We start from the raw sequence: 14,186 nt of genomic DNA on the forward strand, positions 1-14,186 counted from the left end.
GCTGCCGGGGCTCAGCCGCGGCGGATCGTGATCGTCGTCCAGGCGCCGACGTGCACCCGGTCGCCGTCCTGGAGCGGTACGGGGACGAACGGCTGGATCGGCTCCTCCGAGCCGTTGACCGTCGTGCCGTTCGTCGAGTTCTGGTCGACGACCGCCCAGCTGCCGTCGGGCTGCTGGACCAGCACCGCGTGCTGGTGCGAGACGCCCGGGTCCTCCGGCGGCACCGAGAGATCGATGTCGGGGGTGTCGCCGGTGGAGTGCCGACGGCGGCCGATCGTGAGCTGGTTGCCGGTGAGCGTGCGCTGCTGCTCGGGCGAGTACGCGGGCAGGTTCAGGCCCGCGGCCTCGGGGCCGGAACGCTGCATCATCGCCATGAAGTACTCACGGTCCGGGCCGATGGTCGCGGTCCAGGTCACCGGTCCCTGGGGCGCCTGGGGCTGCTGCGGGAAGCCGCCGGGCCCGGGCGGTGCCTGGGTCGCGCCGGGCTGCGGATAGCCGTAACCGCCGCCCTGACCTCCGCCGGGGCCGGGCGGTGCCTGGATCGCGCCGGGCTGCGGGTAACCGTAGCCGCCGCCGGGCCCGGGCGGTGCCTGGGTCCCGCCGGGCTGCGGATAGCCGTAACCGCCGCCAGGGCCACCGGGCCCGCCAGGGCCGCCGCCCGGACCGGTGGACGACGGCGGGGAGATCACCCAGTCGTCACCGCCGCCGCCGAAGGACTGACCGCCCTGCTGCGGACGCTGGGTCTCCTGCGGGAATCCGGGCGGAGCCGGCGGACCGGACTGCTGGAAGCCCTGCGGAGCACCGCCGTGACCGCCGGGGCCACCGGGCGCGCCGGGGCCGGGCGGCGGCGGGACAGGCCGCGAGGGGTCGGCACCGAATCCGGGCGGGCCGGAAGGACCACCGGGACCGGGAGGACCGCCCGGACCGGGAGGACCGCCGGGGCCACCAGGACCGCCGGGGCCACCAGGGCCGGGACGACCGCCGGGCCCGCCGGGTCCGGGGTAGCCCGAGGGGTCGCTGCCGAAGGGCGGGATCGGCTCGGCCGGGCGGTTCATCTGCGACGGGCGGGAGCCCTGGTACTCGTACGAGTCACCGCCGCCGTACGACGGTCCCGGCGGGCCGGACGGACCGGGCTGGCCCGGCGGCTGGAAGCGCACGCCCGGGCCGGGCGGCGGCGGGGGCGGGGCGGCGGGGGTGTACGAAGTCGCCGTGTTCGTCAGGAAGTTCCACCGGCACTCCTCGCAGAACGGCGCGCCGCCCTCACGCGGCGTACGGCACTGCGGACAGAGCTCCGGCTCGGCGCTCGGCACGGCGGACAGGTGCGGCGGGCGCCCGCCGGGCTGACCGCCGGGGCCGCCGGGAGGTCCCCCAGGGCCACCGGGGCCGCCCGGGGGCGGGAAGCCGTAGCCGCCGCCGGGCGGGGGCGGCGGCGGAGGAGGCGGAGGCACGGCACCCGCCATGCGGTGACCGCAGACCTCGCACCAGTCGTCGGAACCCGACTGGTGTCCGTTCGGGCAGGTCGGCATGTCGGCGCGTCCCTCCTTCGATTCCTTCTAGGTCACTTCTTCACGCGAACAGTCTTGGTGGACCGGGTCTCGAGCGTCATCTCGTCGGCCTCTTCGACCTTCGCCTTCAGTCGCACAGTACCGGTCGCGGCATCGACCACGTCCACCACCTTCGCAAGCAGTTTCGCAGTATCGGCGTTCCCGGAGGCACTCGCGAGCTGAACGGCCCGGCCCAGTTTGGCCGTTGCTCCGTCCATATCTCCCGACTTACGAAGATCCAGCCCTTGTTGGATGACCTGTGCCAGTTCTGCCTGCCCGGTGTAGTGGGCGACCTGGGGGTTGATCGACGTCGAGGCGACCATGTCGTCCGTCCACACGGCACGGACCAGGCCCTGCGCGCCGAGGTTCTGGACGGTGCCGTCGGGCTGCGGAATGACCAGCGAGATCCGGGCCGCCAGCATCTCCTGCCCGATGTTCGCGGCCGGGACCTCGACGCATACGTGGTAGTCACGGGACTCGTCCCCCCAGGAACCCAGGGGGTAGTCACCGGCGCGCGGCCCCGCCTCGGTGCGCCGTCCGGTCAGCTCCTCGACCGTGGGCGCGACCTGCTTGACGAACTTCACCGTCGTGCCGACCGGGGTCCACAGCCGCAGGGAGACGTCCGCGACCTCCTTGCCCATCGCCGTCTCCATCATCTGCGTGAAGTCGGCGGCGAGTCCGGCCGGGTCGGCGACGATGTCGGCGGTGCCGAGCAGGGCGGAGGCGATCCCTGTGACTTCTTTCACTTCCCAGTCGGTGCCCACGCCGCGCGCGTCACAGGTGAAGCGCCCCGCGCACGCGTCGAGCGCGGCCTTCAGGTCCTGGGGTGACTCGTGTTCGTTGCGGCCGTCGGTGAGCAGGATGCCGTGCCGGATGGCGACGTCCGCGGAGGACAGCAGGCGGTCGGCCAGTTTCAGCCAGGTGCCGATGGCCGTGCCGCCGCCCGCGCTGAGCGAGCGCAGCGCCCGTTTGGCCTGCTCGCGGGTGGTGGCGTCGGCGACCGCGAGGCGACCACCGCCCGGGTAGACCTCCTTGGCCACGTGTGTCCCGCCCACTACGGCGAAGTGCACACCGTCGCGCAGGGTGTCGATCGCGGCGGCCGTGGCGTCGCGGGCGTTGCGCATCTTGGTCGCCGGGTAGTCCATCGACCCGGAGCAGTCGACCATGATCGCCACGGCCGCGGACGGACCCTGACCGGGCGAGAAGAGGTGGGGCGCCGAGACCGCGGTGCCGATCGTGCCGCCGCCGGTCGCCGTCACCGTGACGATGGCGTTGACCTCGCCGGCGCCCTCCGGCAGGTACTCGTTCTGGTACACGTCCACCGAGAACTGGGGCACGTTCGACTTCGAGAAATTGGCCATGCCTGCTTCGATCCCCCTCGAAAGCCCCCACCGGAGCGGGGTGATGACGGAATGCGGACCGGTCCCCTCCGGTCCGCTGAGGCATCCCCGTAACGCGGCCTCAGGCCGATCCTGCCCCCTGAGAGACGGCCGGGAACGGCACGAGGGCCACTGTTACGTTGTCGTGGCCCCCGCCGTCCAGGGCGTGGCCGACGAGCACCCGGGCGCTGTGCAGCGGGTGGGCCGCGGCGTCGAGCGGGACGACCCGGGCCAGCTCCTCGGCCGCCTCCGCGTAGTTCCACAGGCCGTCCGTGCAGACCACGACCACGCCCGGCCGGTCCGGCTTGAACGCGGCGGTGTGCGGCTCCAGTTCGTAGGCGTCCGCGCCGAGCCAGCCGGTGATGGCGTGGGCGCGCTCGTCGGCGTAGGCCTCGGCCTCGCTCATCAGGCCCGCGGCGACCATCTGCGCGGCCCACGAGTCGTCCTCGGTGAGCCGGGCGGGGGGTGCGCTCCGGTCGACCGGGACCCAGTAGGCGCGGCTGTCGCCGACCCAGCCGACGATCAGCAGGCCCGATGTGACCACGGCGCCGACGATGGTGCACGCGGGGGCGTTCTGGTGCGGGGCGTGCTCGCGGGCCGTGGCGGGTTCCGCGGCGAGCGAGTTCACCGCGCGCGAGGCGGCGATGATCGCGTCGTGCATCGCCTGCTGCGGGTGCGTGCCGCGCGGCAGGGCGGCCAGCAGTGACTCGCTCGCCGCCTTCGACGCCGCCATCGAGGCGTCGTCCGGGCGGGTCGCCGAGGAGACGCCGTCGCAGACGATCGCCACGGAGGCGGGCGAGCCGTCCGGCAGCGCGGTGCTGCCGATCGCGAACGCGTCCTCGTTTCGGTGGTGGCGCAGGCCGCGGTCGCTGACCGCGGCCACCGGGCCGGACTCCTGCTCCATGTGGTCCCGTTCGCGCGGCTGGGCGTGGCCGCAGTTCTCGCAGTAGCCGTCGTCGTCCACGCGGCCGGCCCGGCAGGCCACGCAGACCTTGCCGCCGGCGCCGGCGGCCTGGGCCGCCGGGTCGGCGGACACCCGTGGGTCCGGTGCCTGGAGGAGGTACTCGTCGGGCTGCTGTGCCTGATAGGTCTCTGACTGTGCCGGATATCCGTCGGACTGCGGGGCGTAGCCGCCGGGCGGCACGGGGTGTCCCTCGGCGCTGCCGGGCGGTACGGGGTGGCCCGCGGCCTGCGGCGGATGGTCGAAGCGGACGCCCGCTGCCGGGGCCGGCGGAACGCCGGGGGGCGGGGGTGCGTCCGGGGGCAGCGCGGAGCCGCCCGAGTCCGTGCCCTGAAGGTCCGTCGGCAGGTGCGCCGCCTGCGGTCCGCCCGCGCCGTTCGGCCCGGGGGCGGGCCAGCCCCCGCCGGCGGGCGGCACCCTCGGCGGCTCGGGATACGCACCGGCGGCCGGGGCGCCCTGCGCGGGCACCGAGCCGTTCATGGTGATGGTCGGGTTGTCCTCCGGCCGTACCGGCACGGCGGACAGGTCGTATCCGCACGCGCCGCAGAAACGGTCACCCGATTCGAGGGGTTCCTCGCAACTCGGGCAGGCGGACAACTGGGGCATCTGCGACATCAACTACACCCACGTCCGGGGGCGGTAACGATTGGCACGTTCCACCAGGTCGATCCTCTCCTCGCCGCCCCGCGCCAGCCGGGCCAGCGTGCGGTACGAGCGTTCCAGTCCGAAACGCAGGCCCCGCTCGTCCAGGCCGCTGCCGAGCAGCGTCCGTCCCCCGGCGGCGGGAGGGGCGGAACCCTGGCCCCCGGAGAGTACCCAGTCCAGCGCGCAGCCGAAGACTTCGGCCGACAACTGCTCGCGCCGCGCCGGGTCCAGACCGTACGCGTCCAGGGCCTCGACCTGCGCCGCGGCGGCCGTCAGGTCCTCCAGGAACGGTACGTCCGAGGCGGCCGCCGTGCGCTGCCGCAGCCGCGCCCGGACGGCGGCCACGCGCGCGGCCGTGTAGTGGATGGAGGACTCCGGAACCGACTCCAGCGTCCGTACGGCGCTGCGCCGGTCCCCGGTCGCCAACTGCACGCGGGCCAGCCCGAACGCGGCACTCACATAGCTCGGGTCGGTCGACCACACCAGCCGGTAGTACTCGGCGGCGTTGTCGAGCTGGCCCAGCACCTCCGCGCACAGGCCCAGCGCCAGCTTGGGCGCGATCTCGCCGGGGAAGGCGTCGTAGATCGCGTCGAAGGCGAGCGCGGCGCCCTCGTCGTCGCCCGTCACCAGCGCGGCCACGCCCCGGTACCAGACCACCCGCCAGTCGTCGGGCCGCTCCCCCTCCAGCGTGACCAGCGCCTCCAGCGCGGCGGCCGGATCGCCGGTCTCCAGCCAGGCCCGGATCTGCCGCAGCCGCGTCTCGATCGACGGGGCCGGAGCCGCCGCGAGGGCGCCGAGCAGTTCGGCCGGCGCGGAGGTCATCAGGCCCGCCAGGAAACCGGCGTTGGGGTCGGACGGGTCGACGCGGGGGACGGGAAGGGCGAGGGCGGCGGCGGGGGTGTCGACGGGTTTGACGAGGCCGTGGAGGGTGGGAGGGCTCTGCGCGCCACCCTGGCCGCCGGGGCCCGGCCCTGCCGCGGCTCCTGGTCCGGCGTGAAGCTGGGCGGCGTGGGGCTGGGAGGGGACAGCGGGCAGCGCCGCCGCGGTCCCGGAATGGCGCCGCTTCCGTACCGCCCTCGCCCCGAGCCGGGACACCTCACCGTCCAGCTTCGGGAACAACACCGTGTCCGTGACCCGCAGCTCGGGCCCGAACAGTGTCGACAGGGCGGGCCGGGCGCGGCCCGTCTGGAGGGAGACGACCTCCCGCAGGACGCCCGTGAGCTGCTCGGTCATCTCCTGCGCGGAGGCGAACCGGCGGGCCGGGTCGGGGTCGGTGGCGCGGACCAGGAGGCGGTAGAACGACTCGTACTGCCGGAAGACCTCGATGTTGTCCGGGTCGGGCAGGGAGTCGACGTAGACGTTCGTGTAGCCCTGGAAGTCGAAGGTCATGACGGCCAGGGTGCGGGCGACGGTGTAGAGGTCGCTCGCCACCGACGGGCCGACCTCGGCGACCTCCGGCGCCTGGTAGCCGACCGTGCCGTAGATGGCCGACTCCTCGTCGTCCATCCTGCGGACCGCGCCCATGTCGATCAGCTTGAGCTGGTCCTCGGTCTGGATGGCGTTGTCGACCTTGAAGTCGCAGTACAGCAGGTTGCGGCTGTGCAGATGGCCGAGCGCCTCCAGGGCCTCCAGGCCGTACGCGCAGGCCTGTTCCACCGGCAGCGGATCGCGCCTGCCCTGCGGGGTGCGGCGGGAGTTGGCGATCTCCTTCAGCGACTTCCCGCCGACGTACTCCATGACGATGTAGCCGTCGAGGGATCCCGTGCGCTGGTCCAGGTGCTCCACGAAGTTGTAGATCCGCACGATGTTGGCGTGCTCGATCTCCGCCAGGAAGCGCCGCTCGGAGATCGCCGCGGCCATCGCGTCCTGGTCGCCGGTGTCCAGCAGACCCTTGAGGACCACCCAGCGGTCGGAGACCGCCCGGTCGACGGCCAGGTAGATCCAGCCCAGACCGCCGTGCGCGAGGCAGCCCACCACCTCGTACTGGCCGTGCACGACGTCCCCGGCCTTCAGCTTCGGCACGAACGAGTACGGATGGCCGCACTTGGTGCAGAAGCCCTCCGTACGGCCCGGACGGTCGCCGCGCGCACGGCCCACCTGGGCACCGCAGTCCGAGCGCGAGCAGAACCGCTTCCGCTCGGGCACTTCGGGGTTGTCCAGGACCATGGCGCGCGGGTCGGGCCGCGGGATCGGCGGGACCTGGACCAGTCCGGCGCCCAGCCGGCCCCGGGACGAGGAACCGGCGGCGGAGCCGGAGCTGCGCACCGACACCGAACGGCCCGTCGCCTTGCCCGACAGGGAGCGCGAGAGGCGTCCCGACACCGAGCGGCGGGACTTCGACGACTGGGACGACGTACGGGAAGTGCGGCCGGTGGAACGGGAGCTGCCGCTGCCCCCCGAGCCGCGGGAGCCGCCCTTGCCGCCGGCGGTGATGCCGGTCGGGGGTGACCCGACCATGCCGTTCGACGCGACGACCGGGGCCAGGCCGCAGGTGTCGCAGTACAGTTCGCCGCCGCCCACGTCTTCGTAGGTGCCGCCGCAGGAGGGGCGCTGACAGGTGCGCTGCGGCTCACCCCGGACTTCGCCCGGTGACCGGCTCGGCGGTTCGTTCGGTGGTTCGTTCGGTGCCTGACTCACGGACTCCCCCTTGTCGCTCATGCGCCCGGCCCCCTCCGGTCGTCCTCCGGCACGCCCTGGTCCGGCACCCGCGGGCCGCCGAGCAGTTCCGCGGCGGCCTGCTGGTAGCGCAGCACGGCCTGTTCGGCGGCGCGCAGGTCGCAGGGGGCGCTCCACAGCATGCGACGGGCCTTCTCGTACCGCTCGACGAGCAGCGTGTCCTCGGCGAAGCCGTGCCGGGCGACCTTCGCCTTGTACGCGTCGAGCCGGCCACGCAGTTCGGCGCGGACCGCCAGGGGTGCGGTGACCGCGGTCAACGACTCGCGGGCCCGCAGCAGTTCGTCCTCCGCCTTCTCCTCCAGCGACTCCAGGAGCGGGGACAGCCGGTGCCACTGTGCCTGTCTGCGGTACTCCGCGGCCGCCGCCAGCTGTTCCTGCAACGCGGTCGGCGGTCCGCTGACGACCGGCACCTCCGTCGCCGCGATCTTGGCGAGCACCTCGCCGCGGGCAGTGCGCGCCTCGGCGAGCGTACGGTCCGCCCGGCTGAGGACGTCCCGCAGTCTGACGATCCGCTTCTCGGCGTCCTGCCGTACGGTCAGGACCGCGTCGATCTCCCGGCGCACGTCCTCCAGGGCGCGCGCCTCACGGTCGTACACCGTCGTGTCCGGCCTGCCGCCGCCCGGGGCCGAACTGCCCTCCGCGGCCAGCCAGAACGCCAGCGGGTCCGACACCACCTGCTCGCGCAGCTTGGTGAGCGTGCGGGTGATGCGCTCCAGGTCGTCGCCCGCCGGGTGCTCGCCGGGGCGCACCCCGACCGAGTGCGCGAGCCGGCGGGTGCGCTGGAGTTCGGCCGCCAGCAGATCGATCCGGGCGGGCAGCGCCGACCAGACCGCATCGGCCGCGACGACCATGTCCAGGCTCGTCGCGTACAGCTCGTTCATCCGGTCGACGAGGGTGACGAGCGAGTAGCGTTCGCTGAGTTTGTTCCCCGTGCCGTGCAGCGTCGGGGCGTTGGCCGTCGCGGTGACGCTGCCCGCGACCGTGACCGACTCGCCGCTCAGCAGCTCCGTCAGCTCCACCAGGTCCTCGCGGCTGGACCAGCGGCGGCGGGCACGGATCTCCCGGGCGGAGCGCAAGGCGTCCGTGTACGCGTCGAAGTACGTCCACAGCAGCGTGATCGACGCCTCTGTGGACGTCCAGCGCTCCTGGGTGACGCCGGTGAGCTCGGCGCCCTCCAGGAGTCTGCGGCCCGCGTGGTCCTGGAGGGCGAGGAGCGAGGTCTCGATCGCCTCGTGCTCCGCGCCGAGCCGCGCCAGCGCACGGTCCACCTCGTCCCGGTCCATCACCGGCCCGGTGGATCCCGTGACGCCCATCGATCACCTCTCGCTGCGGTTGTGCCGGTTGGGGGGTCGGTGCGGTTGTCAGGTCGTGCGCAGGTACTGCGGTGCCGGTGGTTCCGACTTCTCCGAATCCTTGCCCAGTGTCGCCGACAGCCATTTGTCGTACGACGCCTGCCAGCCGTTCGCGATGTCCTTGCGGTAGTCCACCAGGATCTGGTTGACCCGGCGTACCAGATCGTCGGCGTCCTTCTTCATCGCCACGCCGTAGTACTCGGCAGTGAAGGCGTCGCCCTTGAGCTCGACCGTCGGATCCTGTGCCGCCTGGCTCGCGGCGAGTGCGCCGTCGGTGACCACCGCGTCGGCCTCGCCGAGCTGGAGCCTGACCAGGCAGTCGAGTTGGTTCGGGACGGTCCCGGAGATGTCGGTGGAGGCGGGGAGTTCGCCGCTCTTCTTGTCCGCTTTCAGCGTGGAGTACGCCGTGGAGCCCGTGGCCGTGCAGATCCTCTTGCCGGCGAGTGTGTCGTCATAGCCCTTGATGGGCGAGGACTTGGGGGCCAGGACATGCTGCCCCGTCTTGAAGTACGGCGCGGAGAAGGCGACGTCCTCGATGCGCTCGCAGTTGATCGTCATCGTGCGGACGACCATGTCCACGCGGCCGCCCTGGATCGCCGGGATGCGCTGGTCGGTGGGGATCGCCTTGAACTGGACCGCCTTCGGGTCGCCGAGTATGTCCTCGGCGATGCGGTGGACCAGGTCGATGTCGAAGCCCTCGAGCTCCGCGGTCCTGCCGCTGTTGGGGTTGCGGTAGCCCCAGCGGTAGCTGTTCTGGTCGACGCCGACGATCAGCTTTCGCTTGTCGCCCTGGCGGTTCTTGATCTTCTGGATGGTGTCGCCGTCGGCGGAGGAGGGCGACAGGGTCTGCTTCTCGGGGGCCTCGCAGTCCTCTTCGGCCTTCTCGGCCTTGACCCGGGCCGACTGGGCCACGGACTGGCCGTCCACGGTCTTCGGTCCGGACAGCGGGACGCACAGTGCGAAGAAGGCCACCAGGGCGCAGACGACCGCCATCGCGGCCACCCCGCCCCAGCCCTTCAGACTGGCCCGCAGACGTCGTGCTCGCATGGTCGCGCCCCCTTTCACCCGTGTCCCGTTCACCCGTGTCCCGTTCATCGGTACTCCGACAGCCTGCGGCCGATGCCCAGCACGGCGCCCGCGGCGCCGAGCACCGCAAAAACGGCCGCGCCTGCCGACAGGCCCGTCAGAGCGTCCCTGCCGTCACCGGCCGCGCGCTTGAACTCGGTTTCCTCGTGCGCGAGTGCCGTGCGCAGGTTCTCGTCGACGCTGTCGAAGCACTCGCCGGTCGCCTTGTCGGTGCCGATGACCTTCTCCAGCGCCTGCTGGTAGTTGCCCTTCTCGTCCTGATCGCGGGCCGCGCCGTGGCGCTTCTTCCACTCCGTCATGTTGCCGACGGCGGCGGTGACGGGGCTTTCGCCCGCTGCGTCGTCGGCGAGCTCGCCGGCGGCCGCCAGGTACTTGCCCAGGGCCTTGATGTCCGTGCTGAAGTCGTAGTCATAGGCGTCGTAGGTCTTTTCGCCGACCTTCTTCGTCTCGGCGCCGCGGGCCACCAGGGTCAGGTTCTCGTTGCCCCTGGCCTTGAGGGAGGCGATACGGGCGTCGTGTAGCACGTTCAGGGAGCGGACCCCGTGGTCGTAGGAGTCGTTCAGGCCCGCTCGGGCGACGCTGTGGCCGACGACCAGCCAGAGGAGGACCACGGTCGCGGTGGCCGTGGCGGCGACCAGGCCGTGGTTCAGGACGCGGTTGGTGCGCTGGTAGTTGCGGTGCTGGGCCCAGGCCAGGGCGGCCAGGGCGGCGATGCCGAGGGCGATGGCGGCCCAGGGGTAGGGCGTGGCGTCCGCGTAGTCCGCGCGCAGGCGCTGGTTCTCCTTCTTGTACAGGTCCTCAGCCGCCGGGAGCATCTCCTCCTGCATCTTCTCGTTGGCGTAGCGGAGGTAGGCGCCGCCGACCGGGAAGCCCTGGCGGTTGTAGGTGCGGGCGCGTTCGACCAGGCCCTTGTACTCCGGGAGGAGTCTGTTGAGCTTGGCGATGGTCGCCGCGGACGGGGAGTCCGGGTCCGAGTTGGCGGCGGCGTTGACGAGTTTCTCCGCTGCCGTGCGGATGTCCTTCTCGTAGCGGTCGCGGGAGGCTGCCGTCTCCTGGCCGCCGGCGAGGAAGCCGCTGGAGGCGGCGGTGTTGGCGTCCGCGAGGGAGCGGTAGATGTCGGCCGCGTCCGAACTGAGGGGCTGGCTGCTGGTCAGGACGTCGTCGGCGGCGGCCGCGCGGTCGGTCATCTGCCAGGCGGTGACGGCACCGAAGGCGACGACGAGGAGCGCGAGCAGGGCGCCGATGATACGCAGGCGGCCGGGCTCTGTGGTGGCGGCGGCCCGGAGTTGGTCCAGCCCCTCGGCGAAGGCGGTACGCCGGGGCTGAGGCACCGCAGGGCTGCCGTGGGGGGCTTGGGCCGGTGGTGTCGGCGGTGCCGGTTGGGCCGGCACGGCCGGGAGAGTGGGCACGCCCGGCCCCGTTGGTGGTGTGCTGCTCGTCGGCAGGTGTGTCACTGTGACCTCCCCCATGGTCATCCGTCGCCGCAAGTATCCCTTCCGGCACTGACATCCGCACCGGCCTTGCCTCGATCTTGATCTGATCGCAGCGCGAGGCACCACCCCTTGCCCAGAAACACGTCAGGGGAATCGGTTCGGTTCCCCTGGAATGCGCACAGCTACTCCACGTAGCGGCGAAACCCTTGCGCCAGCGCTTTGAAGCCGCACGCTTCGTAGAAGCCGTGCACGTACTCGTCGTCCGCCGCCAGCAACTGCACCTTGTAGCAGCCCGCCGACTCCCCCAGCCGCACGGCCGCCTCCATCAGCCGACGCCCGACGCCCCGCCGCTGGTAGCGGCCGGCCACCACCACGTTCTCCACGAACAGGATGGCCCGACCACCGCGGGTGAGATTCGGCATCACCACACAGTCCACCGTCCCGGCCACGACACCCTCCACCTCGGCGACCAGGACGGTCCGCCCCTGCTGCCCCGATATCGCCGCCCAGACGGCCTCCGCGGCCCCCTGGGACAACGGCACGTCGTCCGGGCTCAGTTCGCCGTAGAGGCCCAGCAACGCCCCCAGATCCGCCTCGCCTGCCGCACGTGTCGTGATCTTCATGGGGTGAGCGTAGAGCGAGGGCCTGCCCGGGCAGTGGCCTTCAGCGGAGTGTGACCGTCAGTCCCCCGTCGGCGTCTCCCCGCGGCGGAGCACGATCAGGGTCGTTCCGCCGATCAGGACCAGGGCGATGGCGATGCCGGCGATGAGAGGGGTGACTCCGGAGCTGCCGGTTTCGGCGAGGTTGGTGTCCGAAGCCGTGCCGCCCACCGAGGCCGGGCTCGGCTCGCTGAGGGTCTGTGTGGCCGTGCCGGTCTCACCGCCCTGGATCTGACAGTCCAGCATGCCGGTGAAGCGCTGGGTGAAGCCGCCCGGGCCGTGGATCGTGAAGTCGTACGCCTGGTCCTCCTGGAGCGGGACCGTCACCGTACGGGACTCACCCGCGGCGATGGTGTGCTCGAGCCCGGCCAGTTCGAAGGTGAAGGGCTCGTCGCCCTTGTTGGACGCGATGATGTCCACACCGCCCTCGGCGCAATTCTTCGCCGCCGTCAGTGCCGGGATCGGGCCCTCCTTCGCCCAGGTCGCCGCAGCCGCCGCCGACACCGTCGACTCGCTGGAACCGGCCAGGATCTGCGTCTGGCTCCGGCTCTCGGAGGCGAAGGCACGGCCGACCGGCACGGTGGTCGAGGCCTGCACGGTCAGTTCCGCCGTGCCGGCCGTCGTGTCCTTGGGCACCTCGAAGAACACCTGTCCGCCGTCGGACGTCGAGGTGACGGCCTTGCCCTGCTTGTCGACGATCCGGAGCCCGCTCGTGGCGGCGTCCGCGGGCGGGCTCACCGTCACGCTGCGGGCGCCGGTGCGCACCGTCACCGGGCCCAGCCGCTCCCCCGGCCGGCCGGAGACCGCCGGCGGGTCGAGGGTCAGCGAGGCCCGGGGCTCCGGCCGGCTCCGGGCGTTCTTCTCCAGATAGTCCGCGAGCTGCTCGGCCTGCGGGTCGAGGGCGTCGACGGCCACGTCGTCCGAGTAACGCCAGATCGCCACCTGCGTGCCGGCCGCCGCGTCCTGCTCGGTCAGCGCACCGCGGACGCCCGCCTTCCGGGCCAGCGCCGCGAGGTCGTTCACCTGCGGGTAGGAGTTCTGAAGAATCCAGCGGATCCGGCCGGCGTCCTTGTTGGCGCCCAGGGACGTGCCGCTCCAGGGCGTCTCGTGGTACTTGGCGTCCCGCTGCGTCGGGTTGTGCAGGTCGACGCAGTACGTCTGGAGCATGCCGCCGCCCTCGACGGACATCTCGAACAGGCCCGCCGACACCTGCTGGTCCCCGCTGGCGCCGTGTATCACCGCGGTGCCGAACGTCTTGAGCCCGGCTATCGTCGCGGTCGCTCCGCCCTGACTCCGCGGGGTCTCCTGAGCGGTCGCTTGGCCGGCGCCGGCCAGCCCGCCCGCGGCGACGAGCCCGGACACCAGCGTCGCGGCACCGAGGCGGGCAGCCCCTCGCCTGCGTACGAACACCGCAGAGAACGAAGCAAACACCAAATTCCCCTTCGAGCAGGACCCGTCGATGTGGGGGGTACGGTCCCACCTGCAGAATCAGAAGCCTCATAGGCCGCAAGAGCCCCGAGAGCCATGCCCGGCATCCTAGGTACGCCGCGGACGCCGCTCGCCGGTGAGACGGTCGGACGAGCGATCCGACTCGGAATCGTTATCGCCAAGACCCCTTGTGAGCAGGGCTTATCGACAAGTCCACCGCCGATCTTTCGGTGCGCACTCGCCGATAAGCCGCAGTTCGGGCGGGCAGTCGGGTGATTGACCTCACGTCAACGCGGCGGCTTCGGGAGGTTGTTGGGTGGTGGCGTCCATGGGATCCGGGATGCGGTCCGGCGAACCCCCGGGCGCTGTCTCCCAGTTGGGTTCCGGCTGGGTCGGGGCGGACGCCGTCTCCGGCTTGCCCGCGCGGCGGAACGCCGAAGTGCCCCACGCCAGGTCGTGGCCGATCGCGACCGCGTCGATGTCCGCGGAGGTCCAGCTCTGCCCCTCGCGCACATCGGTCCGCACCTTCAGCCTGCCCTGGACGATCACGGGCTCGCCCACCGTCAGCGACGCCGCCGTGTTCGTGGCGAGCTGCCGGTTGGCCCACACCGTGAAGAAGTTGGTGTGCCCGTCCGTCCACATGTTCTTCTCGCGGTCCCAGTAACGCGCGGTTGCCGCCAGCCGGAACCTCGCCGACGGGCCGGACGCCATCTCCCGGTACACCGGCTGTGTCGCCACCCTGCCGACCGCGCAGACCATCGTCTCGTTCATCGCGAACCCCTCCCTCGCCCGGACTGCGACACCGGGCCGACACGCGTACGGGCCCGTCCCGTACGGCTGTGTCTGCCAGACTGCCGCCGCCCGGCCGAGCCCGCTGAGCGCTGTGGATCACCGCCCGCCTGTGGACAACGCCGCCACCCGGGCGGGTGACGCGGAGTGGCGAGGGACGCGGAGTGGCGAGGGAACGCGGAGTAGCGAGGGAACGCGGAGTAGCGAGGGACGCCAAGTTCCGAATGACGCCGG

10 protein-coding genes are annotated in these 14,186 nt (G+C 72.3%); all 10 read right to left on the reverse strand.

Going from position 1 to position 14,186, the window contains the following annotated elements:
• Window positions 1-11: 11 nt before the first annotated feature.
• Entirely contained in the window at window positions 12-1,526 is a 1,515-nt protein-coding gene (locus ABFX81_RS14320) for an FHA domain-containing protein (RefSeq protein WP_346138133.1), read from the reverse strand.
• Window positions 1,527-1,558: 32 nt separating this feature from the next.
• Complete coding sequence (locus ABFX81_RS14325; RefSeq protein WP_346138134.1) at window positions 1,559-2,905, reverse strand: vWA domain-containing protein; 1,347 nt, start codon at window positions 2,903-2,905, stop codon at window positions 1,559-1,561.
• A gap of 100 nt (window positions 2,906-3,005) precedes the next feature.
• On the reverse strand, window positions 3,006-4,499 hold the full coding sequence (locus ABFX81_RS14330) for a PP2C family protein-serine/threonine phosphatase (RefSeq protein WP_346138135.1): 1,494 nt from the start codon (window positions 4,497-4,499) through the stop codon (window positions 3,006-3,008).
• A 3-nt stretch (window positions 4,500-4,502) separates the two neighbouring features.
• Entirely contained in the window at window positions 4,503-7,166 is a 2,664-nt protein-coding gene (locus tag ABFX81_RS14335; RefSeq protein ID WP_428837173.1) for a serine/threonine-protein kinase, read from the reverse strand.
• 17 nt (window positions 7,167-7,183) lie between these two features.
• A complete protein-coding gene (locus ABFX81_RS14340) occupies window positions 7,184-8,518 on the reverse strand; it encodes a coiled-coil domain-containing protein (protein ID WP_086853288.1) in 1,335 nt (444 codons plus the stop codon).
• A gap of 48 nt (window positions 8,519-8,566) precedes the next feature.
• A complete protein-coding gene (locus ABFX81_RS14345) occupies window positions 8,567-9,604 on the reverse strand; it encodes a transporter substrate-binding domain-containing protein (protein WP_086853290.1) in 1,038 nt (345 codons plus the stop codon).
• 44 nt (window positions 9,605-9,648) lie between these two features.
• Entirely contained in the window at window positions 9,649-11,112 is a 1,464-nt protein-coding gene (locus tag ABFX81_RS14350; protein WP_428837174.1) for a hypothetical protein, read from the reverse strand.
• Window positions 11,113-11,258: 146 nt separating this feature from the next.
• A complete protein-coding gene (locus ABFX81_RS14355) occupies window positions 11,259-11,699 on the reverse strand; it encodes a GNAT family N-acetyltransferase (RefSeq protein WP_086853292.1) in 441 nt (146 codons plus the stop codon).
• 57 nt (window positions 11,700-11,756) lie between these two features.
• Entirely contained in the window at window positions 11,757-13,166 is a 1,410-nt protein-coding gene (locus tag ABFX81_RS14360; protein ID WP_086853294.1) for a Cys-Gln thioester bond-forming surface protein, read from the reverse strand.
• Between the two features lie 279 nt (window positions 13,167-13,445).
• Window positions 13,446-13,934: a single-stranded DNA-binding protein gene (locus ABFX81_RS14365; RefSeq protein WP_086853297.1), complete on the reverse strand. Its 489-nt coding sequence runs from the start codon at window positions 13,932-13,934 to the stop codon at window positions 13,446-13,448.
• Window positions 13,935-14,186 lie beyond the last annotated feature (252 nt).

The organism is Streptomyces coeruleofuscus (assembly GCF_039532725.1).
In the GTDB taxonomy this organism is placed as follows: domain Bacteria; phylum Actinomycetota; class Actinomycetes; order Streptomycetales; family Streptomycetaceae; genus Streptomyces; species Streptomyces coeruleofuscus.